The organism is Limnohabitans sp. 63ED37-2, from assembly GCF_001412535.1.
GTDB lineage: Bacteria > Pseudomonadota > Gammaproteobacteria > Burkholderiales > Burkholderiaceae_C > Limnohabitans_A.
On sequence record NZ_CP011774.1, the window covers coordinates 2,233,724 to 2,259,624 of the forward strand.

29 protein-coding genes are annotated in these 25,901 nt (G+C 61.3%); 18 read left to right on the plus strand and 11 right to left on the minus strand.

Annotated features, from left to right (window positions below):
* Nucleotides 1-67 precede the first annotated feature (67 nt).
* Nucleotides 68-2,131, plus strand: a complete 2,064-nt coding sequence (gene dnaG / locus L63ED372_RS10630) for a DNA primase (RefSeq protein ID WP_062407950.1) — start codon at nt 68-70, stop codon at nt 2,129-2,131.
* Nucleotides 2,132-2,175: 44 nt separating this feature from the next.
* Here dnaG and cysE read toward each other — a convergent pair whose 3' ends face one another.
* Nucleotides 2,176-2,943: a serine O-acetyltransferase gene (cysE, locus tag L63ED372_RS10635; protein WP_062405936.1), complete on the minus strand. Its 768-nt coding sequence runs from the start codon at nt 2,941-2,943 to the stop codon at nt 2,176-2,178.
* Nucleotides 2,944-2,954: 11 nt separating this feature from the next.
* Nucleotides 2,955-3,686, minus strand: coding sequence for an RNA methyltransferase (locus L63ED372_RS10640; RefSeq protein WP_062407952.1), 732 nt, complete (start codon nt 3,684-3,686; stop codon nt 2,955-2,957).
* Nucleotides 3,687-3,835: 149 nt separating this feature from the next.
* On the opposite strand from L63ED372_RS10640, the gene L63ED372_RS10645 reads away from it, so the two are divergent.
* Entirely contained in the window at nt 3,836-4,798 is a 963-nt protein-coding gene (locus tag L63ED372_RS10645) for an inositol monophosphatase family protein (RefSeq protein WP_062407954.1), read from the plus strand.
* A gap of 78 nt (nt 4,799-4,876) precedes the next feature.
* Here the strand turns inward: L63ED372_RS10645 and L63ED372_RS10650 are convergent, their stop codons facing one another.
* Complete coding sequence (locus L63ED372_RS10650; protein WP_062405937.1) at nt 4,877-6,202, minus strand: hemolysin family protein; 1,326 nt, start codon at nt 6,200-6,202, stop codon at nt 4,877-4,879.
* A gap of 143 nt (nt 6,203-6,345) precedes the next feature.
* On the opposite strand from L63ED372_RS10650, the gene mutS reads away from it, so the two are divergent.
* The 4 genes from mutS (at nt 6,346) to L63ED372_RS10670 (ending at nt 11,626) form a co-directional block, all read left to right on the plus strand.
* Nucleotides 6,346-9,006 carry a DNA mismatch repair protein MutS gene (mutS, locus tag L63ED372_RS10655; protein WP_062407956.1) on the plus strand — a complete coding sequence of 887 codons (2,661 nt, stop codon included), beginning with the start codon at nt 6,346-6,348 and terminating at the stop codon, nt 9,004-9,006.
* An 11-nt stretch (nt 9,007-9,017) separates the two neighbouring features.
* Nucleotides 9,018-9,845, plus strand: a complete 828-nt coding sequence (locus L63ED372_RS10660) for a proteasome-type protease (RefSeq protein ID WP_062405938.1) — start codon at nt 9,018-9,020, stop codon at nt 9,843-9,845.
* A complete protein-coding gene (locus L63ED372_RS10665; RefSeq protein WP_062405939.1) occupies nt 9,845-10,648 on the plus strand; it encodes an alpha/beta hydrolase in 804 nt (267 codons plus the stop codon). The genes L63ED372_RS10660 and L63ED372_RS10665 overlap by 1 nt, the downstream gene beginning before the upstream one ends.
* A gap of 111 nt (nt 10,649-10,759) precedes the next feature.
* Nucleotides 10,760-11,626, plus strand: a complete 867-nt coding sequence (locus L63ED372_RS10670) for a CoA transferase (protein WP_062405940.1) — start codon at nt 10,760-10,762, stop codon at nt 11,624-11,626.
* Between the two features lie 34 nt (nt 11,627-11,660).
* Here L63ED372_RS10670 and L63ED372_RS10675 read toward each other — a convergent pair whose 3' ends face one another.
* The 4 genes from L63ED372_RS10675 to L63ED372_RS10690 all read right to left on the minus strand — a co-directional run bounded on the left by L63ED372_RS10675 (nt 11,661) and on the right by L63ED372_RS10690 (nt 15,200).
* A complete protein-coding gene (locus L63ED372_RS10675; RefSeq protein WP_062407958.1) occupies nt 11,661-12,473 on the minus strand; it encodes an enoyl-CoA hydratase in 813 nt (270 codons plus the stop codon).
* Nucleotides 12,474-12,504: 31 nt separating this feature from the next.
* Complete coding sequence (locus L63ED372_RS10680; RefSeq protein WP_062405941.1) at nt 12,505-13,002, minus strand: nuclear transport factor 2 family protein; 498 nt, start codon at nt 13,000-13,002, stop codon at nt 12,505-12,507.
* A gap of 26 nt (nt 13,003-13,028) precedes the next feature.
* Nucleotides 13,029-14,252: an MFS transporter gene (locus L63ED372_RS10685; protein WP_062407960.1), complete on the minus strand. Its 1,224-nt coding sequence runs from the start codon at nt 14,250-14,252 to the stop codon at nt 13,029-13,031.
* 123 nt (nt 14,253-14,375) lie between these two features.
* On the minus strand, nt 14,376-15,200 hold the full coding sequence (locus tag L63ED372_RS10690; RefSeq protein WP_062405942.1) for an undecaprenyl-diphosphate phosphatase: 825 nt from the start codon (nt 15,198-15,200) through the stop codon (nt 14,376-14,378).
* A gap of 122 nt (nt 15,201-15,322) precedes the next feature.
* On the opposite strand from L63ED372_RS10690, the gene L63ED372_RS10695 reads away from it, so the two are divergent.
* The 5 genes from L63ED372_RS10695 (at nt 15,323) to L63ED372_RS10715 (ending at nt 18,170) form a co-directional block, all read left to right on the plus strand.
* Nucleotides 15,323-15,730, plus strand: a complete 408-nt coding sequence (locus tag L63ED372_RS10695) for a DUF2306 domain-containing protein (RefSeq protein WP_062405943.1) — start codon at nt 15,323-15,325, stop codon at nt 15,728-15,730.
* Nucleotides 15,731-15,733: 3 nt separating this feature from the next.
* Nucleotides 15,734-16,249, plus strand: coding sequence for a retropepsin-like aspartic protease family protein (locus tag L63ED372_RS10700; RefSeq protein WP_062405944.1), 516 nt, complete (start codon nt 15,734-15,736; stop codon nt 16,247-16,249).
* Between the two features lie 162 nt (nt 16,250-16,411).
* Nucleotides 16,412-17,074: a CsgG/HfaB family protein gene (locus L63ED372_RS10705; RefSeq protein ID WP_062405945.1), complete on the plus strand. Its 663-nt coding sequence runs from the start codon at nt 16,412-16,414 to the stop codon at nt 17,072-17,074.
* Between the two features lie 11 nt (nt 17,075-17,085).
* Complete coding sequence (locus L63ED372_RS10710; RefSeq protein ID WP_197275262.1) at nt 17,086-17,475, plus strand: DUF4810 domain-containing protein; 390 nt, start codon at nt 17,086-17,088, stop codon at nt 17,473-17,475.
* 14 nt (nt 17,476-17,489) lie between these two features.
* Nucleotides 17,490-18,170 (plus strand): DUF799 domain-containing protein, encoded by a 681-nt coding sequence (locus L63ED372_RS10715; RefSeq protein ID WP_062405946.1) that lies wholly within the window; start codon nt 17,490-17,492, stop codon nt 18,168-18,170.
* 59 nt (nt 18,171-18,229) lie between these two features.
* On the opposite strand, the gene L63ED372_RS10720 is transcribed toward L63ED372_RS10715, so the two are convergent.
* On the minus strand, nt 18,230-18,667 hold the full coding sequence (locus L63ED372_RS10720) for a hypothetical protein (protein ID WP_156343617.1): 438 nt from the start codon (nt 18,665-18,667) through the stop codon (nt 18,230-18,232).
* A 162-nt stretch (nt 18,668-18,829) separates the two neighbouring features.
* On the opposite strand from L63ED372_RS10720, the gene L63ED372_RS10725 reads away from it, so the two are divergent.
* Both L63ED372_RS10725 and L63ED372_RS10730 read left to right on the plus strand, forming a co-directional pair.
* Nucleotides 18,830-20,656 carry a glutamine--tRNA ligase/YqeY domain fusion protein gene (locus L63ED372_RS10725; protein WP_062405948.1) on the plus strand — a complete coding sequence of 609 codons (1,827 nt, stop codon included), beginning with the start codon at nt 18,830-18,832 and terminating at the stop codon, nt 20,654-20,656.
* 27 nt (nt 20,657-20,683) lie between these two features.
* Nucleotides 20,684-21,442 (plus strand): endonuclease/exonuclease/phosphatase family protein, encoded by a 759-nt coding sequence (locus tag L63ED372_RS10730; protein ID WP_082431681.1) that lies wholly within the window; start codon nt 20,684-20,686, stop codon nt 21,440-21,442.
* 106 nt (nt 21,443-21,548) lie between these two features.
* On the opposite strand, the gene L63ED372_RS10735 is transcribed toward L63ED372_RS10730, so the two are convergent.
* Genes L63ED372_RS10735 through L63ED372_RS10745 form a run of 3 tightly spaced genes read right to left on the minus strand, consistent with a single transcriptional unit; the run spans nt 21,549 to nt 23,187 of the window.
* Entirely contained in the window at nt 21,549-22,433 is an 885-nt protein-coding gene (locus L63ED372_RS10735) for a BRO family protein (protein ID WP_062405949.1), read from the minus strand.
* 51 nt (nt 22,434-22,484) lie between these two features.
* The gene (locus L63ED372_RS10740; RefSeq protein ID WP_062405950.1) at nt 22,485-22,874 is read right to left on the minus strand and encodes a type II toxin-antitoxin system RelE/ParE family toxin; all 390 of its coding nucleotides are present in this window, start codon (nt 22,872-22,874) and stop codon (nt 22,485-22,487) included.
* The gene (locus L63ED372_RS10745) at nt 22,867-23,187 is read right to left on the minus strand and encodes a type II toxin-antitoxin system Phd/YefM family antitoxin (protein WP_062405951.1); all 321 of its coding nucleotides are present in this window, start codon (nt 23,185-23,187) and stop codon (nt 22,867-22,869) included. The genes L63ED372_RS10740 and L63ED372_RS10745 overlap by 8 nt, the downstream gene beginning before the upstream one ends.
* A gap of 200 nt (nt 23,188-23,387) precedes the next feature.
* Between L63ED372_RS10745 and L63ED372_RS10750 the strand changes: the two genes are divergently transcribed.
* The 5 genes from L63ED372_RS10750 to L63ED372_RS10770 all read left to right on the plus strand — a co-directional run bounded on the left by L63ED372_RS10750 (nt 23,388) and on the right by L63ED372_RS10770 (nt 25,836).
* Entirely contained in the window at nt 23,388-23,678 is a 291-nt protein-coding gene (locus tag L63ED372_RS10750; RefSeq protein WP_062405952.1) for a nucleotidyltransferase family protein, read from the plus strand.
* Nucleotides 23,675-24,022, plus strand: a complete 348-nt coding sequence (locus tag L63ED372_RS10755; protein WP_062405953.1) for a HepT-like ribonuclease domain-containing protein — start codon at nt 23,675-23,677, stop codon at nt 24,020-24,022. Before L63ED372_RS10750 ends, L63ED372_RS10755 begins: the two co-directional genes overlap by 4 nt.
* A gap of 170 nt (nt 24,023-24,192) precedes the next feature.
* Nucleotides 24,193-24,660: a helix-turn-helix domain-containing protein gene (locus L63ED372_RS10760; RefSeq protein WP_062405954.1), complete on the plus strand. Its 468-nt coding sequence runs from the start codon at nt 24,193-24,195 to the stop codon at nt 24,658-24,660.
* 12 nt (nt 24,661-24,672) lie between these two features.
* Nucleotides 24,673-25,266, plus strand: a complete 594-nt coding sequence (locus L63ED372_RS10765) for an RES family NAD+ phosphorylase (protein WP_062405955.1) — start codon at nt 24,673-24,675, stop codon at nt 25,264-25,266.
* Nucleotides 25,267-25,296: 30 nt separating this feature from the next.
* Nucleotides 25,297-25,836 carry a DUF924 family protein gene (locus L63ED372_RS10770; protein WP_062405956.1) on the plus strand — a complete coding sequence of 180 codons (540 nt, stop codon included), beginning with the start codon at nt 25,297-25,299 and terminating at the stop codon, nt 25,834-25,836.
* Nucleotides 25,837-25,901: the final 65 nt, after the last annotated feature.

Below are 25,901 nucleotides of genomic sequence, written 5' to 3' on the forward strand. Positions count from 1 at the left end.
TGAAATCCATGCTGGTTTGCCCCGAAACAAGCCCAAGCTGGCCTTTCTTATCGGCGAAAATACCCCCATGGCCATCCCCCAGTCTTTCATCCAGGAGTTGCTGTCCCGCGTCGACGTGGTCGACATCGTGGGCAAGTACGTGCAGCTCAAAAAAGGCGGTGCCAACTTCATGGGCCTGTGCCCCTTCCATGGCGAAAAATCCCCCAGCTTCAGCGTCAGCCCCACCAAGCAGTTTTTCCACTGCTTTGGCTGCGGAAAAAACGGCAACGCCATCGGCTTTTTGATGGAACACGCGGGCATGACCTTCATCGAAGCGGTGAAGGACCTGGCACAGCAAACGGGCATGCAGGTGCCCGAAGAGCAACAGTCACCCGAAGACCGCGCCCGCGCCGCCGCCGCCAAGGCCAAACAAGACAGCCTGAGCGACGTGCTCGAAAAAGCAGGCGAGGCTTACCGCGACCAGCTCAAGATCACCCCGCACGCCATCGACTACCTCAAAGGCCGGGGATTGTCGGGCCAGATCGCCAAGCGCTTTGGCCTAGGCTACGCGCCCGAAGGCTGGCGCAGTCTGGCCAGCATCTTCCCCAAATACGACGACCCGCTCTTGGCCGAATCGGGCTTGGTGATCGTCAACGAAGAAGACGACAAACGCTACGACCGTTTTCGGGACCGCATCATGTTCCCGATCCGCAACATCAAAGGCGAATGCATCGGCTTTGGCGGGCGGGTGATCGGCTCGGGCACCCCAAAGTATTTGAATTCGCCCGAAACGCCTGTCTTTCACAAAGGCCGCGAACTCTACGGCCTGTACGAAGCCCGCGAAGCCCTGCACAGCGCGGGCTATGTGCTGGTGACCGAAGGTTATATGGACGTGGTGGCACTGGCGCAACTCGGCTTTGCCAACGCGGTGGCCACGCTGGGCACGGCCTGCACGCCCGACCATGTGCAAAAGCTGTTCCGCTTCACCGACTCGGTGGTCTTCAGCTTTGACGGCGACGGCGCAGGCCGCCGCGCCGCCCGCAAGGCGCTCGACGGCGCGCTGCCCTACGCCACCGATGTGCGCAGCATCAAGTTCTTGTTCTTGCCCGCCGAGCACGACCCCGACAGCTATGTGCGCGAGTTTGGCCAAGAGGCGTTTGCCGAGCAGATCAAGCAGGCCATGCCCCTGTCACGCTTTTTGATCGAAGCGGCCAGCGCCGACTGCGATCTGCAAACCGCCGAAGGCCGGGCACGCCTGTCCAGCCAAGCTCGTCCACTTTGGCAGCTGCTGCCCGACGGTGCACTCAAGCAGCAACTGCTGTCAGAGTTGGCGCAACTCATCCAGCTGGAAACGGCGGGTCTTGAAAAACTGTGGGGCCAGCAAGCGGCCAGCGACCAGCGCTTTGCACCCGCGGCACGCAATGCGGCCGCACCCGCAGCACAGTCGCCCAACTCTGCCTTCAGCCAAGCGGCCAGCGCTGGGCATGACGAATACCCCAACTTCGAGCCAAACTATGGCGAACCACCGGCCTGGTCGGGTGCCAACACGTTTGCGCAGCCCAACGGCAACAGCCACTGGAAAAACAAAAACCCCAACTGGATGCCGGGCAGCAAGTTTGGCAACGGCAAATACAAACGCGAGCAGCCCCCGGTCTACACCGGCCCGCGCACCGTGCCGGCCAGCCGAGCCGACCACGCCGCCCGTCTGCTGCTGGGCAATATGGCGCTGTGGGAAACGCTGGCAGGCGAAGACCACGCCATGCTGTGCGCCCTGCCCGCACCACACGGCCCGCTGTTTGCGTGGCTTGAATCGGAGTTCCATGAACAAGGGGCTTTGGGTTGGTCCACCCTGCGCGAGCACATGCAAGGCCAGCCTTTTGCCGACGACGCCACCCGCTGGATGGCGCAAGACAAACTCAATGCCGTGGCCGGGAGCGAAGACGCCACCCCGCCCGACCCACAAGAAGCCCGGCAGGAACTGCGCCGCTTGCTCACCCTGCTGATGGTCGACCGCCTCAAGCAACTCGAGACCGAAGCCCTGACCCAGGCCAGCACCGGGCAAGACCCCGAAGCCCAGCAACGTTGGCGCAGCTTGCACGAACGCCGCAAAGCGCTGATGGCAGCGGCCGCCTTGCTGCAAGAGTCATCCTGAACACCCCGGCCTCGCGGGTCGTTCGCTGAGCGCCTTGCTCGCGCTTACTTGTCCAGCAGCTGGTTGAACTTGTCCGCCTCAAAGGACTCGCGGGTGGCCGCATCACCGGGCATGGCCAGCTGCTGCTGGGCACATAACTGCTCCAGCGCTTTCCAGATCATGGCGATCTGGTGTTCCTGCCCCGCAGCGTTGTCAATCAAACCACGCAAAGCCTGACTCACCGGGTCATCGTCTTGGGTGATGCCATAGGCGTTGAACTTGCGCTCGGTGCCCGACACATCGGCACTCTCACCCGCCTTGGACGGGATGATGCGTGCCGGAATGCCCACTGCCGTAGCCCCCGCAGGTACCGGTTTGATGACCACCGCATTGCTGCCGATCTTGGCGCCATCGCCCACCTCAAAACCGCCCAGCACCTTGGCCCCGGCACTCACGACCACGTCTTTGCCGAGTGTGGGGTGGCGTTTGGCACCTTTGTACAGCGAGGTTCCACCCAAAGTCACTCCTTGGTAAATCGTGCAGCCGTCGCCAATCTCGGCCGTCTCACCCACCACCACACCCATGGCATGGTCAAAAAACACGCGCTCGCCAATCTTCGCGCCGGGGTGGATCTCAATGCCCGTGAGCCCACGCGAAATGTGCGAGATGAAACGCCCCAGCCACTTGAACCCGTGGTTCCAGCACCAGTGCGCCCGGCGGTGCAACACCAAAGCGTGCAAGCCCGGGTAACAGGTCAGCACCTCCCAAGCGGTGCGTGCTGCGGGGTCCCGGTCAAGGATGCATTGGATGTCGGAGCGAAGGCGAGAAAACATATGTCTCGAGTCTATCGCTTGGCGCTGGCGTTTTGGATCATGGCCTTGGCCACCCCGCGCAGGATGTGGATTTCTTCCGGGCTCAGGTCGGCCCGGTTGAACAACTGGTTCAGACGCGGCATCAGCTTTTTAGGCGCTGCAGGGTCCAAAAACCCAATGTCGGTCAACGCCTGCTCCCAATGCATGAGCATGCCCGCCACTTGTTGTGCGTCGGCCTTGTCAGCGGGCGGCACCGCATCCTGCACCGGAAAGCCACCCAAAGCGACCCGCCAGTCGTAAGCAATGACCTGAATGGCCGAGCCCAGATTGAGCGAGCCGAACTGTGGATTCGTCGGGATCGACAGCGCCACATGGCAGCGGTAAACGTCCTCGTTTTTCATGCCAAAGCGCTCGGAGCCAAACAAGAAGGCCACACATTGCGCGGGCGCACCGGGCCGGGTCAGCTCGGCAAAATGCTCTCGGGGCGAACGGGTGGGCGGGCCAAAGTCGCGCGGGGTCATGGCCGTGGCACACAAATGGGTCACACCCTCCAAAGCTTCTTCAAGGGTGTCGACCACACGGGCCTTGGCCAGCACGTCGTTGGCCCCACTCGCGCGTTGGATGGTTTCCTCCTTGCGCAGCACATTGGGCCAGCGCGGCTTGACCAGCACCAGGTCGTCAAAACCCATGACTTTCAAGGCCCGGGCGGCAGCGCCCACGTTGCCGGCATGGCTGGTTTCTATCAAGATGAATCGCGTTTGCATGCCCCGATTGTCCACGCTCACCAGCCCTCACCCACCAGCGCCAAAGCAAGCCATGACGCCGAAATGACGGGCAAGCCGGCTTTTCATGAGAAAATCCATCACTTGTCGCCGCGATCGTGCGTGCGCACCACCCGTTCTTCACACAATTCATGTCGTCCAATCTCCACCCCATGCTCAACGTGGCCATCAAGGCTGCACGCGCCGCTGGCGCCATCATCAACCGCGCTGCGCTCGACGTTGAGGCTGTCCGCATCTCGCAAAAGCAGGTCAACGACTTCGTTACCGAGGTCGACCACGCCAGCGAAAAAGTCATCATCGAGACGCTGCTGACCGCCTACCCTGACCACGGCATCCTGGCCGAAGAGTCGGGCCGCGAATTCGGCAACCCGCTCGCTGACCACATCTGGATCATCGACCCCCTGGACGGCACGACCAACTTCATCCACGGCTTCCCTGTTTATTGCGTGAGCATTGCCCTGCAAGTGCGCGGCAAGATCGAGCAAGCCGTCATTTACGACCCCACCCGCAACGACCTGTTCACCGCCACCAAAGGCCGTGGCGCCTTCATGAACGACCGCCGCCTGCGCGTGACCAAGCGCATTCGCCTGCAGGAATGCATCATTTCCACAGGTTTCCCCTTCCGCAAGGGCGACAACTTCAACCAGTACCTGCGCATGATGGGCGACGTGATGCAACGCACCGCGGGCCTGCGCCGACCCGGCTCTGCCGCCCTGGACCTGGCCTACGTGGCCGCAGGCTTCACCGACGGTTTCTTTGAAACCGGTCTGTCGCCATGGGACGTGGCTGCGGGCTCCCTCTTGGTCACCGAAGCCGGTGGCCTGATCGGCAACTTCACCGGAGAGTCCGACTTTCTGGAACAAAAAGAATGCCTGGCCGGTGCGCCCCGCATTTATGGCCAGCTGGTCACCATCTTGGGCAAGTACAGCAAATTTGCCAGCGCTGGCGACAAGGCCAACGTGCGCACCGCCGTGGACGCCCTGAGCCGCGAGCGCACAGGCGACACACACAATCCGGACGCCGAAGGCGCTGACGCGGCCCACAGCGAAAGCACTGAAACGGCCAACGACGAGCGCAAAGACGCACCGTTTTAAGCGCGCGACTGGCGCGACTTACAGCGCTTCAGATCAAAAAAAGCACCCCACGGGGTGCTTTTTGTGCCTGCAGGTCGATCAGTTGCCAGCCGTTGACTCGTCGCCTGAATCAGCCAAGGCTGGTGGCAAACGCACCGCCAGCACCTTGTCGATGGCGCGGCCATCCATGTCCACAATCTCCAACTTCCAGCCTTCCCAAACCACCGAGTCGGCCACTTTGGGCAAGGTACCGGTCAGCAGCATGATCATGCCGCTCAGGGTGTGGTAGCGGCCGCGCTCTTCTTCGGGCACCTCTTCCAGGCCCAGGCGGTCCTTGAGTTCTGGCACCGGAATGTGGCCGTCGAGCAGCCAGCTGCCATCGTCGCGCTGCACCGCCCAGGAGGTTTCGGGGTCGCGCGGCTGGAATTCACCCGTGATCGCCTCGATCAGGTCCTGCAGCGTGATGATGCCCTGCACCTCGCCGTACTCGTCAATCACAAAGGCCATGTGCACATCGGACAACCTGAAGTTGTCCAGCAACTCCATGCCGGTGATGGTCTCGGGCACGTACAAAGGCGCTTGGAGCGCTTGCTCACGCAGAGACTGCGATTTGTCTTTCAAGGCACGCGCCAGCCACTGGCGGGCGTTGATCACGCCAAGGATGTTTTCGATGCCGCCCTGCACCACCGGAAAGCGGGCATGGTCCGACTCTTCGATGTGGCGCAGGTTGTCCTCGAAGGAATCGTCCACATCCAAGCACACGATGTCGGCACGCGGCACCATGAGCGAGCCGATCTGGCGGTCGTCCAGTCGGAACACGTTGCGCACCATGGTGTGCTCGTGCGACTCGATCACGCCCGCCGAGGTGCCCTCGACCAGCATGGCGTGGATCTCTTCTTCGGTCACGGGCGTGCCCTTGGTCTCTTTCACGCCCATCAGACGCAGCAAAGCACGGGTTGACGCCGACAACAAAATCACAAATGGCTTGGTGGCCAGCGCCAAAAAGTTGATGGGCCGGGCCACCAGACGGGCAAAGGTCTCGGGGTAAGACTGGCCAATGCGCTTGGGCACCAACTCGCCCACCACAATCGAGAAGTAAGTGATCGTCAGCACCACAATGCCGGTGGCGGCAAAGCTGGCGTAGGCATCGGGAACGCCCAAAGACACCATCCACATGGCCATGGGCGCGGCCAAAGCGGCCTCACCCACGATACCGTTCAAAACACCGATGGAGGTGATGCCGATCTGAATGGTGGACAAAAAACGTGTGGGGTCTTCGCCCAATTTGACAGCCGCTGCGGCGCCGCTGTCGCCCTCATCGATGAGTTTCTGAAGCCGGGCTTTGCGGGCCGTGACCAAGGCAATCTCGGACATGGCAAACACCCCGTTCAGACAGATGAGGGCAAAAAGTATCGCTATTTCCATACAACGGGCTCGTTTGAGCCCTGAGAGTTGAGCAGCGTACATTGTAAGTAAATGCAATAGAGCCCCCCGCGCCGAATAAAATCAGCCCTGACTTGCCGCGGCCTCCTGCCCCGGTGATCCCTGCCGAATCGGCCCAGCCCTTGATGCCAAACGACACCTCTCCTGCCTCCAGCCCCGCTGACTACGCTGGCCACACGCCCATGATGGCCCAGTACCTGGGCATCAAGGCGGAATTCCCAGACACGCTGGTGTTCTACCGTATGGGCGACTTTTACGAGCTGTTCTTTGGTGACGCCGAAAAAGCCGCAGGCCTGCTCGACATCACCTTGACGCGCCGGGGCCAGTCGGCGGGCCAGCCCGTGCTCATGGCGGGCGTGCCCTTTCATTCGGTCGAGACGTATTTGGCCCGGCTCATCAAGCTGGGCGAGTCGGTGGCCATTTGCGAACAAGTGGGCGATGTGGCCACGGCCAAAGGGCCCGTCGAGCGCAAAGTGGTGCGCGTGGTCACCCCCGGCACCCTGACCGACACCGAACTGCTGTCCGACAAAAGTGAAGCCATCTTGCTGGCTGTGCACCAAGCGGGCAAAAACCGCTGCGGCCTGGCTTGGCTGAGCGTCACCCAAGGCGTGGTGCACCTGGCCGAATGCGGCCAGGATGAACTGGCCGACTGGGTCGACCGCATCAGCCCCAGCGAACTGCTGGCCAGCGCGGGCATGACGCCCAACTTTGAGCAAAAACTGCGCGGCCTCAAAACCGCAGGCCGGGGCAACTGGTCTTTGGCCCTGCGGCCCGACTTCCAGTTTGACGCAGGCTTGGGTCAGCGCAAACTGCTGGAACAACTGCAAGCCGCCACGCTGGCCGCTTGGAGTGCCGACACGCTGAGCGACGCGCACGCCGCTGCCGCAGCCCTGCTGACGTACGCCGAACACACCCAAGGACGCAGCCTGCCCCATGTGCAGCGGGTGCAGGTGCAGCGCTCGGACGCGCTCATTGACCTGCCTGCCAGCACCCGCCGCAACCTGGAGCTGACGCAAACCCTGCGCGGCGAAAGCTCTGCCGATTCCCCCACTTTGTTTGCCCTGCTCGACACCTGCATGACCGGCATGGGCAGCCGCCTGCTCAAAAGCTGGCTGCTCAGCCCACCGCGAGATCGGCAAGTGGCGCAGCAACGCCTGCAAGCCCAAGCCTTGTTGCGCGGTGACAGTGGATCGGGTGCCTGGAGCAGCCTGCGAGAACAGCTCAAAGGCGCGAGCGATGTGGAGCGCATCACCGCCCGCACCGCGCTGCGCCAGGTGCGCCCGCGCGAGTTGGTGGCGCTGCGCCATGCGCTGGCGCGTGCCGCTTCGCTGTCCACACAACTGAAAGCCTTGAACCCTGAGCCTGGCACCTTGCTGGGTGGCATGGTCCGCTGGCTCACACCGCCCACGCATTGCGCCGAGTTGCTGCAAATGGCCCTGCTCGAAGAGCCCGCCGCGCTGGTGCGCGACGGCGGCGTGATCGCCGACGGCTTGGACGCCAAGCTGGACGAGCTGCGCAACATCCAGACCCACTGCGACGACTTTTTGCTCGACCTGGAAACCCGCGAAAAAGAGCGCACCGGCATTGCCAACCTGCGCGTGCAGTTCAACAAAGTGCACGGCTTTTACATCGAGGTCACACAAGGGCAACTGGACAAAGTCCCCGACGACTACCGCCGCCGCCAGACCCTGAAAAACGCCGAGCGCTTCATCACGCCCGAGCTCAAAACCTTTGAAGACAAAGCCCTGTCGGCGCAAGAGCGCGCCTTGGCCCGCGAGAAGTGGCTCTACGAAGGCCTGCTCGACCAGCTGCAGCCCTTTGTGCCCGCCCTCACCGAACTGGCGCAGGCCATGGCCAGCCTGGACGTGCTGTGCGCCCTGACCGAGCGATCGCTCACCCTCAACTGGTGCGCCCCCGAATTCACCAAAGAGCCCTGCATCGAAATTCGGCAAGGCCGCCACCCGGTGGTCGAGGCGCGGCTGGCCCAGATGTCGGGCGCGAGCTTCATCGCCAACGACACGGTGCTGGGCCCCAAGCAACGCCTGCAGATCATCACCGGCCCGAACATGGGCGGTAAATCGACCTACATGCGCCAGGTCGCGCTGATCGTGCTGCTGGCCAGCATCGGCAGCCATGTGCCCGCCAGCCGCTGCCGCATGGGGCCGATCGACGCGATCCACACCCGCATCGGTGCGGCCGACGATTTGGCCAATGCCCAGTCCACCTTCATGCTGGAGATGACCGAGGCCGCGCAAATTTTGCACAGCGCCACGCCGCACAGCCTGGTGCTGATGGACGAGATCGGGCGCGGCACCTCGACTTTTGACGGCCTGGCTCTCGCCAGCGGCATCGCCACGCACCTGCACAACAAAACACAAGCCTTTGCGCTGTTTGCCACGCACTACTTTGAGCTGACCGAGTTCCCGGCCTCGCACACGGCGGCGGTGAACATGCATGTGAGCGCGGCCGAATCGGGCGCCTCGATTGTGTTTTTGCACGAGCTGCAGCCCGGCCCTGCCAGCAAGAGCTACGGCGTGCAAGTGGCGCGGCTGGCCGGTATGCCTGCGGCCGTGCTCAACCACGCCCGCCACGCACTCAGCGCACTCGAAGCTGGCGCAACAGAAAGCCGCCAGCAGGTGGACCTTTTTGCTGCCCCGCCCGAATCCGAAGCCACAGGCCCGAGCCCCATCGAAGTGGCGCTGGCCCAAATCAACCCCGACGCTTTGAGCCCCCGCGAAGCGCTCGACGCCCTCTATGCCCTGCAGCGCCTGCTGCCCAAAAATTAAAGAGCCCATTCATGACTTATTGCGTTGCCGTCAAAACCCGCGCCGGACTGGTGTTCTTGTCCGACTCCCGCACCAACGCGGGCCTGGACCAGATCAGCACCTTCCGCAAAATGATCGTCTACGAGAAAGCGGGCGACCGCTTCATGACCCTGCTCTCAGCAGGCAACCTGAGCATCTCGCAATCGGTGCGCGAAGTGCTGCAAATCGAAAAACTGGTCGAGCCCGGGCAAGACGAACCGCTGACCATCTGGAATGCCAAAAGCATGTTCGACGCCACCCGCGTGCTGGGCGCGGCCGTGCGCCGCGTGTACGAGCGCGACGCCGCTGCGCTGCGGGCTTCGGGTGTGGAGTTCAATGTGTCCATGATCTTCGGCGGCCAAATCGGCAACGAAGGCATGCGCCTGTTCCAGGTCTATTCGCCCGGCAATTTCATCGAAGCGACCGATGAGACGCCCTACTTCCAGATTGGCGAATCCAAATACGGCAAGCCCGTGCTCGACCGCGTCATCACCCCCAATACGCCCTTGGACGAAGCCGCCAAATGCGCCTTGGTGTCGATGGACTCGACCCTCAAGTCCAACCTGTCGGTGGGACTGCCGCTGGACATGGTGGTCTACCAAGCGGGCAGCTTGCAGACCGACCGCATCATGTGCATTGACGAGCACAACCCCTACTTCAAAATGCTGCGCAGCAGCTGGGGCGACAAACTGCGCCAGATGTTCGACAGCATCGAAGACCCGATGTGGAACGGCGGCGCGACCGACATCCCGCTCATGGTGTCCGCCCAGCGCAATGCCTTGCTCAAGAAAATCACCACACCCGAAGAAAAGCTGATCTGATGGTCGCCCGCATCATCTTCTCGCACGGCAACAGCTTTCCGGCCAGCACCTACAAGGTGATGTTCGACAACCTGCGCCAGCGCGGCTTTGAGGTCGACGCGGTGGAAAAATTTGGCCACGACCCGCAATACCCCGTCACCAACAACTGGCCCCACCTGGTGCAGCAACTGGCCGACTTTGCCCGTGACAAACAAGGCGAAGGCGAACCCGCCTTTTTGGTGGGCCACTCGCTGGGCGGCATCTTGAGCCTCATGTGCGCCGCTCGCCACCCCGAGCTGGCGCGTGGCGTTGTTCTGATCGACTCGCCCGTGCTGGGCGGCTGGCGGGCCACCACCTTGGGCCTGGCCAAACGCACGCCCTTGATCGGGGCTCTCTCGCCCGGGCGCATCAGCCAAAAACGCCGCCACCACTGGCCCGACGCCCAGGCGGCTAAGGAGAGTTTTGCGCACAAAAAATCCTTTGCCCGCTGGGACCCGCAAGTGCTGCAGGACTACATTGACCACGGCACCCACAACGAAGGCGGCCAGCGCGTGCTCAGCTTTGACCGCGACATCGAAACCGCCATCTACAACAGCCTGCCGCACAAACTCGACAGCCTGCTCAAGCGCAAACCCCTCAAATGCCCCGCCGCTTTCATTGGCGGCACGCACTCGGCCGAAATGCGCCAGGCGGGCACCGACCTGACGCACCAGGTGGTGAAGGGCCGCATCATGATGCTCGACGGCTCCCACCTCTTCCCCATGGAAAAGCCCATCGCCACCGCGGCAGCGATCGAAGCCACTTTGCGCAATCTGGGTGTTTGAAACTGGTGGTGCGCATTGGCGCCATTGGGCCTGCATTCCCACTGCACAGGTGACAGGGCCCCGTCAGCGCCTTGCCCATAATGCGGGGGAATCGAATTTCAAGGTCTTCGCATGTCCTCTACCCAACCCCTTCGCGGCATTCGCGTCGTCAGCCTGGCCCTGAACCTGCCTGGTCCTGCCGCCCTGATGCGCTTGGCCCAAATGGGCGCCAGCTGCACCAAGATCAACCCGCCTGCTGGCGACCCCATGCAGCACTACACCCCCGATGGTTACGCGCTGATGCACAAGGGGGTGAAGCACCACACCCTGGACCTTAAAACCGAGGCCGGACAAGCCGCCTTGCACAAACTGCTGCCCAAGACCGATGTGCTGCTCACCTCATTCCGCCCCTCGGCCCTGACCAAGTTGGGCCTGGGCTGGAAAACCTTGCGCAAGCAATACCCCGCGCTCAGCCTGATCGAAGTGGTGGGCGCCCCCGGGCCGCTGGCCGAAATTCCTGGCCACGATTTGACCTACCAAGCCGAAGTGGGCCTGGTGAACGGCATGGACCTGCCCCCCAGTTTGTTTGCCGACATGGGCGGTGCGCTCATGGCCAGCGAGGCCACGCTCAAAGCCGTCATCACGCTCAAGACCTCGGGCAAAGGCTCGCGCCACGAGGTGGCCTTGTCTGAGGCCGCCGCCTGGCTGGCCCTTCCCCGCCAGCTGCGCATGACCACACCCGACGGTGCCGTGGGCGGTGCGCACGCGGGCTACCGCATCTACCCCTGCAAAAACGGCCGTGTGGCCGTCGCGGCGCTGGAGCCGCACTTTGCCCAGCGCCTGTGCGAGGCCGCAGGCCTGCCACAGGCGCACCCGGTCAAAGACCTGTTCAAGCCCGCCACACGACAAGCCATCGAGGCCTTCTTGGCCAGCCAGACCCGCGCCCAGCTCGACAAACTGGCCACGGCCAAAGACATTCCATTGATGACGCTCAAATAAGCCGCTGCCCGCCGCGGCGCATTCATTGGCACATTCATCGGCCCGTGAATTGCGGGGCGCGTTTTTCCATGAAATGCGCCACGCCTTCGCGAAAGTCTTCGCTCTCAAAACTGCGGGCCATCTCGGCATTGGCTTGGCGCGTGTTTTCTGCCAGCGTCTGAAAGGGTGCGTCGTACTGCTGGCGCTTGATCACCGCCATCGAGCGTGGCGAGACGTTGTCCACCAAATCGCGCACATAGGCATAGGTCGCTTCGGCCAAAGCCTGTGGCGCAAACACCTTGTTGACCAAGCCCATGGCCTGCGCCTCGGGGGCCAACACCTTGCGGGCCGACAGCAACAAATCCATGGCGTTGGCGTGTCCCACAATACGCGGGAGCATCCAGCTCAGGCCGTGTTCGGCAATCAGGCCGCGCCTGGAAAACGCGGTGGTGAACACTGCGTTGTCGGCCGCAAACCGGATGTCGCAATACAAGGCATGCACCAAGCCAATGCCTGCGGTTGCGCCGTTGAGCATGCCAATCACTGGCTTGGGGATCGCCGGATAAAAGCCATAACGCGTTTGGTAATCCAGCCTCTGGTTCACATCAAAGGGTTTTGTCCAAGTGGTGGCTGTGATGTCGCTCGGGTCCAAGCCCTTGAGCAAATCCATGTCGGCCCCGGCGCAAAATCCCCGTCCTGCGCCCGTGAGCACAATGGCCCGCACACCGTCATCAGCGGCGGCAGCGTCCATGGCTTCGCGCACCTCGCGCTCCATGACGGCGGTCCAGGCGTTGAGCTTGTCCGGGCGATTCAGGGTGATGGTCGCGATGCGGTGTTCCACGCTGTACAAGATGTCTTGGTAATTCATGGCCAGGTCTTTCAAAGAAGCATTGAACAAATCAAACGGTGCGCTTGCCACGGGCCAAAAACGCTTGCGTCGCGGGCTGGTCGATCAATTGCTGGCTCCAGCGCTTGAGCACCTTCTCGAGGCGCGGCGCGGCCACCCCCAGCTGCACCATGGCCACACCACCATTGACCGATTCGCTGTAATCGCAAATCAGCCCATCCTGCAGCTCAAAGCGGCTGATGCCATCGATCACCACCTGCCGCCCCGCAAACTCGGGCACCTTCGAGGTGAAGCTCGATAAAGACCGCGCGTAGGCCACCCGCCCATTGCACACCGGGTCGAACATCTCCCAGCGGTAATCGGGCCCCGCATCGCGGTGGAACAGATCGTTCATCATGTGGGCAATGTCGGCGCGGCCCGTGTGGTCGCCGTAAATGTAGTCGTGGTAAACGCCATCGGGCGTGAAGCACTGCGCAAAAGCCTCACCATCACCCGCCTCTGCTGCAGCAGAAAAGCGCTGGAGCAATTGTTCAAATTCGGCTTGTTGCATGCGCAGGTCTCCTGGTGGGTGTCACATCAATCGGGCAAAGGGTCGGGCAAGCGTTTGAGCGTCCTGATCTTGGAGGCGCTGATGATGATGGCCTGCAGGCCAAAACCCAGCACCACACACCACAGGCTCACCGAGACCGGGAAACTCACACCCACCACACCGCCCAAGGCCGCACCCAGCGGGCGAGCGCCCGTGCTGACCACGATGTTGATGGAGGTGACCCGCCCGATCATGGCGCGGGGCGTCACGGTCTGGCGCAGCGTGGTCGAGGTGATGGTCCAGATGATCGGCCCCGCCCCAAAGAAAAAGTAAGACAGCGCCGCCAGCCAGCCCTGCGGCCAAAACAAGGTCAGCGCCATCGTGACCGCCGCCAGCACCGAGAAATACGGCCCGAGCAAAATCGCCTGCCCAAAGGGCAAGGCCCGCACCAGACGCGGTGCCAGCAGTGCCCCCACGATCATGCCCACACCATACAAAGCCAGCGTCACACCCACGCCACTCGCATCCAAGCCCAGGTCGTGGATGGCATAGGGCACATAGGCCGCTTGCAGCATGAACCAAGAAATGTTCCAGGCGATCGAGCAAAACATCATGGGCCGGAGCAAATCGCTCTGCCACACCCACTTGGCCCCGTCTTGCAACTCCAGCAAAGGATGACGCGCTGGCATGGTGGCACGCGCAGGCTCGGTTATGCCACGCAGGCACAACACCGCCGCCACCGACAACATGCCCGACAGCACAAAGGCCGCCGACGCCCCGGTCCACGCGATCAAAGCGCCCGCCAAGGCCGGGCCTGCTGCAAAGGCCGCGCTGCGTGCCAACTCCAGTCGCCCATTGGCCTGCGCCAGACCCTCGACCTGCACCAAGGCAGGCACCAAGGAAGGGGCCGCCACGCTGAAGGCTACCGTGCCCACGGCCGCCATGAAACCGATGATGGCCAATGCCGCAATCGACACATTTCCCGTGACGATCAGCGCCAGCAGCAACAACAAAGCCAAACCCCGCAGCGTCTCGGCCAGCGCCATCAAGCGCGTGCGGGAAGTGCGGTCGGCCAGCAGGCCCAGCGGCATGGACAGCAGCAAGAATGGCAGCGACTGGATCGAGGCCAGCAAACCGATTTCGCCGGGCCCAGCCTGGAGCAAGAGAACCGCCACGATGGGCACAGCGGCCAGGCTCAGCTGCTCGGCCGACTGTGCCAGCAGGTTGGACCAAGCCAGGCGGCGAAAAGATGCGGAAAGGTTTTCAGACATGCACAGGGCGGTGAACCAACGCATCCGCAAGATGCGTCAAACAAGGGGCTTCCATTCTGGGCGCGGCCCAAGGCCCAGCATGTCGCCAAGGTGCACCCACCCAGGCCCCTCAATTCAGCCCGATCAGGCCGCCCAGCTCACCAGCCCAAAGTAGCTCGTGCCCAGCACCACCAGACCGAACACGATCCGGTACCAAGCAAACACCTCGAAGCTGTTGGTCGAGATGAACTTGAGCAGCCAGCGCACACACACCCAGGCGCTCAAAAACGAAAACACCAGGCCCACCGCAAACATGGGCGCGTCGGCCATGCTGAGCAGGGCGCGGTCTTTGTACAAGCTGTAAGCCCCGGCGCCAATCAGCGTGGGGATGGCCAGATAAAAAGAAAAATCGGTCGCCGCCTTGCGCGACATGCCCAGCAGCATGCCGCCGATGATGGTCGCGCCGCTGCGGCTGGTGCCCGGAATCATGGCCAGACACTGCACCAGACCCACTTTGAGCGCATCTTGCCAACGCATGTCTTCCACCTCACCAATTCGCACAGCGCTGGCCTGTCTGCGTTCGGCCCACAAAATGATGAAACCGCCAATGATGAAACTGGTCGCCACCACCTCGGGTGTGAACAGGTTCGCCTTGATGGCCTTGCCAAACAGCAAACCCAATATCACGGCAGGCACAAAGGCGATGAACACGTTCAAGGCAAAACGCTGGGCATCGGCGCTGCTTGGCAAGGCCCGCACCGTGCTGCTGATTTTTTGCCAATACACAATGATCACGGCAAGAATAGCCCCGGTCTGGATGGCGATGTCAAACACCTTGGCCTTGTCATCGTCAAAGCCCAACAAGGCCCCGGCCAAAATCAAATGCCCGGTCGACGAGATCGGCAAGAACTCGGTCAAACCCTCGACCACGCCCATCACGGCGGCTTTCAGCAACAACATCAGATCCACAAACGCTCCTCGAAATCAGGTTGAATTATCGCTGCTGGACAAGGTGCCAAAATCAAAGGTTCAGTAACGCCTTACCAAGCTGTGTCACAGCACGGTTCAAACAAAACTATCCCGTCCTCACGATGCAACTGACACACACCATCGCCGTGCACATGACCTTGGCCCTCAGCGCCACCGTCTTAGGGCCTTGGGCACTTTGGACCCGCATGGGCCGCATCACACGGCCACGTCTTCACAGGGCATTGGGCTACGCCTGGGTCACCTGCATGCTGGGCGCCGCTCTTTCGGGTTTATTCATCCGGGACTTCAATCTGCCCAATATCTGGGGCTACACCCCGATTCACCTGCTGATTCCTCTGAGTTTGGTCAGCTTGTACCGAGCGTTTCGCTATCTGGCTGACGGCAACATTGCAGGTCATCGGAAAACCATGCAGTGGCTTTATGGCATGGCGTGTGTGGTCACAGGTGCATTCACCTTATTGCCTGGTCGTTTGCTGGGCCAATGGCTTTGGTCTGGCGCTGCGGGTTAAAGCATGCCCACACCCTCCATCCACAAAACCGCCCGCCTCGGTGCCTTCGCCATCGCCGCCGTGTGGTTGGCCGTGGCTGGGGTCTTGTACCTGGTGTTTGACCAGATCGAGCAAAAGCGCCAGGCCAGCCTCAAGCCCTATGCGCTCAGCTCGGGTGATTTGGTCATTCCGCGCCAGCGCGACGGGCATTTCCATGTAGAGGGCGAAGTCAACCGCCAGCCCGTGCGCTTTTTGGTGGACACTGGCGCCAGCCATGTGAGCGTGAGCCAAGCGCTGGCCACCCAAGCCGGGCTGCCTGAGGGCCAGAGCATCACCTTGCACACCGCCAACGGCCAACGCCCGGGGCAACTGGTGCGTAGCGTGCCCGTGCGGGCGGGGCACCTGGTGCTCAACGATGCCAGCGTCACCGTGGGCCTGAGCGGGCTTCGGCCCGAGCAAGCCCTGCTGGGCCAGGACTTCCTGAAGCACTTCGATGTGGAAATCCGCCGCGACGAAATGGTGCTGCGTCAGCGACCTTGAAACCACCAAACTAAGCCAAACCAACCCTTCGGCCACATGGAAGGCCAATTGGAGTGCGTCTTAGGACTGCCCGCATCACAAGCGGAAAAAAATCCGAGAATTAAAACTTCGCAGCCATTTTTTTAAAACTAGAATTCACGTTCACTACAGAACACCATCCCCATGAAAAAGCTGCTTCTCATTTCCCTGGCCACCGTGACCCTGAGCGCCTGCGTGCAAGAAGGCTCGCGCACCCTGCCCATCCAAAAAGTCGAATCAGCCGCCCGGCCCCAAGTCGGCCCCCGCGTGCCCGTTTCGGTAGGCAAGTTTGACAACCGCTCCTCGTTCATGCGCGGCGTCTTCTCCAACAACGAAGACCGCATGGGCAGCCAGGCACAAACGATCTTGGTCACCCACCTGCAGCAATCGCAGCGCTTCAGCGTCCTCGACCGCAGCGTCATGTCCGAGATCAAACAAGAAGCCGCACTCAAAAAACAAAACCAAAACCTCAAAGGCGCTGACTATGTGGTCACGGGTGACGTGACCGAGTTTGGCCGCAAAGACGTGGGCGACCGCCAGCTGTTTGGCATCCTGGGCCGTGGCAAAACCCAAGTGGCCTACGCCAAAGTCAACCTCAACATCGTCAACACCCTCACCTCTGAGGTGGTGTACTCATCTCAAGGCGCGGGCGAATACAGCCTGTCCGAGCGCGAAGTCATTGGCTTTGGCAGCACCGCCAGCTACGACGCCACCCTCAACGGTAAAGTGCTCGACTTGGCCATCCGCGAAGCGGTAAACAACCTGGTCAGCGGCATCGAAAGCGGCGCATGGCGTCCTGCCCAATGAGCCCGACCCGCATGCACGACCACCACACACCCAACCACCAGCCCAAGCGCACCGCCGCCAAAATCGCGCTGCTGGCCTTGGCCCTGAGCCTGGGCGGTTGCGCCAACAAAGCCACGCCCCCGCTCTACGGCTGGCACGGTTTTGAGCAAAACCTGGACACCTACTTCCGCCAAGACCGCGAGAGCCCGGACACCCAGGCCAAACGCATGGAAGACGACCTGCAGAAAATCCGTGCTGCAGGCCAGGCCATGCCCCCCGGCTTCATGGCCCACCTTGGCTTGCTTTATGGCAAACAAGGCGACATGGCGCGCTTTCAGCAACACCTCGAAGCCGAAAAACAGCAATTCCCTGAATCCCAGAACTTCATGGATTTCTTGCTGCGCAAATTCAAATCCAAGTGAGCCCGACCCCGTCCATGAAGCCCTTCCTCCAATTCCTGGCTCCGGCCATGGCCGTGCTCGTCCTGAGCGGCTGCGCCACCAAGCCACCGGTCCCGTTTGACTACACCCAGCTCAAAGCCAGCGACCCCAAATCCATCCTGGTGCTGCCCCCGGTGAACAAAACGCCGGAAATTCGCGCCACCTACAGCATGCTGTCGCAGGTCACCTTTCCGCTGGCCGAATCGGGCTATTACGTCTTGCCCGTCTCGCTGGTGGACGAGACCCTTAAAGAAAACGGCATCACACAAGCCAACGATGCCCATGAACTGCCCACGGCCAAACTACACGAGATTTTTGGGGCTGACGCCGCGCTCTACATCACAATGACGCGCTACGGCACCGTGTACAAAGTGCTCGACAGCCAGACCACCGTCTCGGCCGAGGCCCGCCTGGTGGACCTCAAAACCAACGCCGTGCTCTGGACCGGCAAAGCATCGGCCAGCAGCGCCGAGCAACAAAACCAAAACCAGGGCGGCCTGGCCGTGATGCTGGTCAGCGCCCTGGTCAAACAAATCGTGGGCACCGTCACCGACCAAAGCCACCCCATGGCCGGTTTGACCAGCCAGCGCCTGCTGCGGGCCGGGCGGCCGCAAGGCCTGTTGTACGGCCCACGCTCACCGCTCTACAAACAAGAAGACGCGGCCAAACCCCGCTGAAGCCTGGCCTGAGCGGCCGCTAAATTCGGCCGCTGAATACGCCCCCTGAGCGCAGCCGCTCAGTGCCGCTGCCACTGTTCGCGCTGATCCCGCTGCCCCCGCCAACCACCGCGCTCCCGCTCCTCCTCGCGCAACTGCCTGCGCTCTTGGCCACGGTGCCCACGGTCGTGCCCGTGGCCCCAAATTTGCGCTGGCGGATGACCCTGGGGCACATGAACACGAGGGACATGAATCCGGGGCACATAAACCACACGCGGTGGCGGTGGCGGGGCGTAAATCACTCTGGGTGGTGCATAAATCACACGAGGCGGTGCGTAATAGACCGGGTCGGGCACGCCCACCTGGGTGTAGACCGGGACATGGCCGATGCGCGAATGCACCGACACCGACGGCTCCACCACCACCGGGTGAGCGCAACCCATCTGCATCAAAGCCAGACCCAACAGCCCGAGCAAGGCCAATGGCCTTGAAAACGACGACTTGAACGGAAAAAGCATCACAAAGTTCCTCTGATGACGTTGGCTTTTCTTGAAAGCATGCTCCCTGCCCCTTTAGCGCGACAGCCAAGGCTTTGGTGCACAGCCCACGCCTGACATTCGTGTCCATTCGTAACGCGCCCCATGAGACGGGGCTCGCGCCACCCCCTAAAATCAGACGCTATGACCACCCCCACCGCCCCAGACAACAACGCCGACCACAAAGTCAGCAACTTCCTGCGCCAAATCATCGAAAAAGACCTGGAGCAAGGCACTTACGCCAGCCGCCGCTGGGCGGGCAGCCCCGGCGACGCCGCGCACCACGCTGCGGGCCAACCCGACCCGGCCAAGATCCGCACCCGCTTTCCGCCCGAACCCAACGGCTACCTGCACGTGGGCCACGCCAAAAGCATCTGCATCAACTTCGGGCTGGCGCAAGAGTACGGCGGCGTGTGCCACCTGCGCTTTGACGACACCAACCCCGAAAAAGAAGACACCGAATACGTCAACAGCATCATCGATGCTGTCAAATGGCTCGGCTTTGACTGGGCGCAATTGGGCCAAGCCGCTGGCAGCGCCGCGCCCTACCAAGCCAGCGACTACTTCGACTTCATGTACCGCGCCGCCGAGGCGCTGATTGAAGCCGGCCACGCCTATGTGGACGAACAAAGCGCAGAAGACATGCGCATTAACCGAGGCGACTTTGGCAAACCCGGCGTGGACAGCCCTTTCCGCACCCGCACCGTGGCAGAAAACCTGGCGCGATTCCGCGAAATGCGCGACGGCAAGCTCGATGATGGCGCCGCCGTGCTGCGCGCCAAGATCGACATGGCTTCGCCCAACATCAACCTGCGCGACCCGGCCATCTACCGCATCCGCCGCGCCACCCACCACCACACGGGCGACACCTGGTGCATCTACCCGATGTACACCTTTGCCCACCCCATCGAAGACGCGCTGGAGCAAATCACCCACAGCATCTGTACGCTGGAGTTTGAAGACCAGCGCCCGTTTTACGACTGGCTGATGGAGCGCCTGTGCGAATGTGGCCTGCTGGCCGCGCCCAGCCCCAAACAATACGAATTTGCCCGCCTGAACCTGACCTATGTGATCACCAGCAAACGCAAGCTGGCGCAACTGGTCAATGAAGGCAAGGTCAGCGGCTGGGACGACCCGCGCATGCCGACCATCGTGGGCCTGCGCCGCCGGGGCTACACGCCCGAGAGCCTGCGCCTGTTTGCCGACCGCATTGGCGTGACCAAGAGCGACAGCTGGATCGACTACAGCACGCTCGAAGGTTGCCTGCGCGAAGACCTGGAAAACAAAGCCCACCGCGGCATGGCCGTGCTCGACCCCGTCAAGCTCGTGCTGACCAACTGGGCCGAGGCCTTTGGCAGCGACGGCTACACCGAGGACTGCAGCCAACCCGCCCTGCCCCACAGTGCGATTGCTGAAGGCCAAACCCCGCCCGCCGACCGTGTGTTCAAAATCGGCAAAGCAGTGTGGATCGAGCGCGAAGACTTTGAAGAAGTGCCGCCCAAGGGCTACAAGCGCTTGTTCCCCGGCAACGTGGTGCGCCTCAAAGGCGGCTACGTGATCGAATGTACCGGCTGCGCACGCGACGCGGCGGGCCAAGTGACCGAGGTGCACGCCAAAGTGATCCCCGGCACCAAGAGCGGCACGCCCGGCGCCGACAGCGTGAAAGCCAAAGCCGCCATCACCTGGGTGAGCGTGGCCGACGGCGTGCAGGCCGAAGTACGCCTGTACGACCGCCTGTTTGCCGAAGCCCACCCCGATGCGGGCGGCAAAGACTTCTTGCAATCGCTCAACCCGGACAGCTTGAAGGTCGTCACGGCCTATGTGGAGCCGTCATTAGCCAGGGCGCAGTCGGACCAGAAGTTTCAGTTTGAGCGGTTTGGCTACTTTGTGGCCGACCGCTTGGACCATGCGGCGGGTGCGAAGCCGGTGTTCAACCGGGTGACGGGGTTGAAGGATTCTTGGGGGAAATGATCCTCTCTTGTGCTTGATCAAGCCCACATGAAAATAGTTACTTGGAATTGCAATGGTGCATTGCGCAACAAAACCGATGCCTTAGATGCGCTCGACGCAGATGTCTACGTTGTTCAAGAGTGTGAAAATCCAGCCTTGTCCACGTCGAAATATCAGACATGGGCTGGGGATTACCTATGGATGGGTACATCCAAACACAAAGGCTTGGGCATTTTTCCTAAAAAGGGTAATAAGGTTCGCGCTACAGAATGGCACGGCGCCTTTTCGCAACCTGGTGTCAGCAACAGCAGCCTAGCATCTCAATGGACAACAGCAGACCTCAAGCTGTTTTGCCCCTTTATCTTGAACGACGAATACCAAGTACTTGGCGTTTGGACAAAGGCTGAAGGATCCAAAGTCTTTCGCTATATCGGTCAACTTTGGAAATACTTGCAAATTCACCGCAAGCAACTTTGCAGAAACAAAACCATCTTGCTAGGGGACTTCAACAGCAACCGAATTTGGGACAAACCAGATCGCTGGTGGAATCACAGTGACGTCGTTGAGGAGCTGAACGCCATTGGCCTGAGCAGCGTCTACCACCAACAAACGCTTGAAGAACAAGGACAAGAAGCAACCCCCACATTCTTTCTGCAACGCAATCTCGAAAAGTCTTATCACATCGACTACGTTTTTGTATCCGAGGACCTAATGGGCTGCAGCAGCGTTGAGATCGGCAACCAAGACCAGTGGCTGAGCGTGAGCGACCACATGCCACTGTCCTTATCCCTTGAGGCTGTTTCTTGAAATCGGGACATCGCGCTGAGTAGCACCTCCACCTTGATGCACCCGTTGGGCGCGATTCAAAGCAGAAACTCGGTGGCTTGGTTGCGCGTGGTGATCGTGTGACTACTCATGTCTTGTCCCCTGCTTTTTTGCTTGGGTTCTGCGCCAAGGCGCGCAACTGCTTGGCGTTTTGCGGGCTGACCAGCTTTTTGCCCGTTTCGGCTTCCAGCTTCAGGCGCGCCTGCCGTGCCACCCCGCCACCGCGCTTGGCCACGGATTCGTGCTCGTCCAGCGTTTGCGGCTGAACGGCTTCTGAAATTTCTTTGGTGGACAGCTCGGCCAGCATGCTCATGATCAACTCTTTGTTGGTCATGTTGTCGCGGAGGTTCTCTTTTTTCAGACCCTTGTGCTGCTTGTATTCCTTGGCGGTCTTGTCGGCCCAGGTTTTGTAGATGACATCGGTCAAAAATGCGAATTGCGGCCCTTCTTGCAAGCCGTGCTTTTTCCACTCGTCGGTGAGCTCTTTGCGGATCTCGATGCTCTTGAGCCGCTGGTTGATCCAGTTGTCCGTGTAGCCCAGGCGCTTGTAGTCGCGCATGGCTTGCTCGATGCTGAGTTCCGGGTCTTGCAGCTGGTCTAGGCGCTGGCTGCCCACTTCGGCCAGCCAGAGCTTGAAAGGTTCGGCCCGCTTGCTGGGGATGGACTGGATGAGCCGCAAGATTTGCTCGGTGTCGGCCACATCGGTCAGGTATTTTTTGCCGTCGGCGGCGGTCAATTTCAGTTGGTTAGTGGCACTAACCAACTGACTGCCTTCGGCGATCAGCTTGTTCTTGAGCCACTTCCAGTAGTTGCGCACCTTCTTGTAGTCAGGCTGGTCGGTCAGCACGGCCACCACGTCCAACACCGAGAACCACCATTTCTCAGCCTCGGCATCCCACTCGCTGCGAATGTGCTGCGATTCGAACAGCTTGATTTTGCTATCGGCGTCGAACTTGTCGGGGATGCTCGGCATGCTGAAACCTTGTTGTTGTTTGGGGTGAATAGGGAGCGTTAAGGGTGGTGCTCAAGGCCACAGCCGCGCAAAGTCAAACGACAGCTGCCGGTGATGCCGAATGGTCAGCATGTACACCGTGGCCTCGGTCTTGGGGCTTGCATCCTCCACCAGATACAGCATCAGGTAGTCGCCGTGCAGGTATTCGCGCAGCGCGTCCGGCGCTCCCGCAGGCATGGCCGCCAGCAGCGCCAGCGCCTCGGATGACTGCGGCGCGTTGGCCAAGTAGCGGCGCCCCATGCGCGGAAAGCGCCGCAGGTTGGGGATGACGGTGGCGCGAAGCTCGGCCAGCAAGTCATCGAACGCAAAGCCAGCGCCAGCCTCCACCAGGAACGCCTCAATCGCGTCCAAGCGTTCCAAGAAACTGGCGGTCAGTTCGACCTGGTACAGCGGGTCAGCCACGTTGCTTGGCGGGGCGTTTGGTGGCGGTCTTGCGTCGTTGTTGCAGCTGGGCGAGCGCGGCGTCTGCTTCAAACGTGCGACCCGCTGCGATGTCGGCCAAGCCGCGCTTGGCGTCGTCGATCAACAACAGGTGAATGCGTTCGCGCTCCAAGCGGTGGTAGTAGTCGAGTCGGTCAGAGTCGATCAGCGCAACATAGCTCTCGCCGTTCTTGGTGATGATCTTCTCTGCCCCGGCCTTGGCCTGGTCGGCCAGTTCGGACAGATGGGAGCGTGCTTGCGTGAACGGCACGACATCGCTGGCAGAAAATCCCATGACTGACTCCTTAGACATTGCAGAATTCTGCACATTCTATGTCAGCTTGGCTTTTTGCTTACTTACGGGTTATTTGCACAGCGAGTCCACGCCCGAGGAGCTGGCTATTTGAGTGAGCCGGGGTCGGGGTTTTGGCTGCCCTCTTGTCGGTTGCCTCTCTTTGATAGGCAGCGGAGGTCAATCGCTTTAAACTACAACTCATGCGACCATCCCATGCACTCAGCCAACACCGCGAAGCCGTCTGCCAAGCCGCAGCCCGTTATCGCGTGGCGAACCCGCGCGTGTTTGGGTCGGCTTTACACGGCGATGACATTGATGGCAGCGACTTGGATTTGTTGGTAGATCCTCTGCCCGGCACCACTCTGTTTGATCTGGGTGGCTTGCAAGACGAGTTGCAAACCTTGTTGGGTGTGTCCGTGGATGTGCTCACGCCCAAAGACTTGCCACCCAAGTTTCGGGATGCGGTGGTGCAGGAAGCCCGCCCGCTATGACGATCAACCGTTTGCCCGATTACTTGGGCCACATGCGCCAAGCGATCGCTGACGCACAGGCGTTCACAGAAGGCATGGCTCAGCCCGATTTCGAGCAGGACAAGCGCACCCAGCAGGCGGTTGTGATGAGCTTGATCGTCTTGGGTGAAGCGGCCACAAAGGTCATGGACCAGCACCCTGAATTTGCCGCCGAACATGCAGAAATTCCATGGCGAAGCATGCGCGGCATGCGCAACCGCATTGCACATGGTTATTTCGACATCGACCTGGCCGTGGTCTGGGACACGTTGCAAACCGCCCTGCCCACACTCAAAGTTCAGCTCGATTCCATCTTTCCTGAGTGAGCCAGGGTCGGGACTTAAAGCCATATTCAATGCGCATGGGTGGCCATACCCCATGGCTTACGTAAATTACGAACTTTACGAGATTAACAAGAAGGTTTAAAATCACGGGGCCTGCATCTTGAGTGCTGGCCCCGTTTCGTTGGTCAAGCGGGTGCACCAGGAAGAACACCATGAACACGCTCACCTTTCCCCTTTCGGCCGTCACGGAAGTGCCCCGTGACAAAGCCAGCGGCCAAGACCCTTACGCCTCAGAAGCGCAAACCAATGCGCTGCTGCGCTTTGGCGCGCAGTACCGGCTGCAACGCATTCAGGCGGCTGACATGATCACCACCGACGAAGCGGCCGCCCTGTCGGGCACCACCCGCGTGACCATGAACGCCTGGATCAAAAGCGGCCGCTGCATTGGCGTGTCGCACCTGCGCCGGGGCTACAAGCTGCCCCGCTGGCAGTTCGAGCCGTTCATCTTTCCGGTCATCGCGCCCATGGCAGCCGCCTTGGGTTCGACCGACGGCTGGCAACTGCTGGCTTTCTTGGAAAGTCCGCACCCGGCACTGGACGGCCAGTCACCCCGCACCGCACTGGAGCAAGGCACACCCGCCCAGCGCGTGATCGATCTGGCCACGGCAGAGGGGCATTGACCGCCTCTTTCCATGAAATTCAAAGACTTGCATCCACCCATCCTTGAGCTGGCCCCGGGCCAGACGTTTCATCGTGTGCAGCTGACGCGTGCGCGCAAAACCAGCGTGCGAATCAACGGCTTGTTGTTGGCACCCACCGGTTTGCAATCGGGGCGTTTTTGTTTGCCGTCCGAACCCACGGCCTATCTGGCCGACAGCGAGCACACCGCGCTTTATGAGTCGATCTTTCGGCGCGATGTGCACAGCCGCTGTCTCGACGAATTGGCCCGCAAGTCGCTGGTGACGTTCACCACCAAAGGCCGTTTGCGTTTGGCCGATGTGCGGGCGCTGGCCGAGCCCTACCCCGTACTTCAAGCTCAACGTGTCGCCATCACCCAAGCCTTTGCGCAAGAGTGCCGGGCGCAACAACTCGACGGCATCGTTTACGCATCGACCCAACACCCTCTGCATTCGTGCATTGCACTGTTTGCGTCGGGCATGGCGCAGGTGAGGAAAGTTTCGTTACTGCCGCTTGTCAAACCGAGCACTAGGCAACTGCTGACATGCGTGACCGATGCCGCCAGGCGTTCTGGCGTTCCGCTGTTGGACTTCCCAGACACCGTTTGAAACGACGTCAATCGTTAATTTTCCGAGTCGATGCAACCCCACTCCATCCTCAACTTCTGGTTCACCGAACTCACCCCCAAGCACCACTTCGCCAAAGACCCCGCCTTGGACGAAGCCATCCGCACCCGCTTCGGGGCCACGCTGGCGGCGGCGGCGCGGTGTGAGTTGTTTGCCTGGCGCACCACGCCCGAGGGGCGCTTGGCCGAGGTCTTGGTGCTCGATCAGTTCTCGCGCAACGTCTACCGCGACACGCCACAAGCCTTTGCGCAAGACGCGCTGGCCTTGGCGCTGGCGCAGGAGCTGGTGGCCAGTGGGCAAGACCGCAACCTGCCCTTGGCGCAGCGCAGCTTTGCCTACATGCCCTACATGCACAGCGAGTCGGCATTGGTGCACACCCAAGCCGCCCTCCTGTTTGCGCAGCCTGGCTTGGAAGACACCCTGCGCTTCGAGGAGCGCCACCAAGCCATCATCGAGCGCTTTGCCCGCTACCCCCACCGCAACGCCATCCTCGGCCGCCCTTCCACGCCTGAGGAGCTGGCGTTTTTGAGTGAGCCGGGGTCGGGGTTTTGAGCCACCTCCCTTGAGTGGGCAGCGCTGGTCAATCGCTTTAAACTACATCCCATGCGCCCATCCCA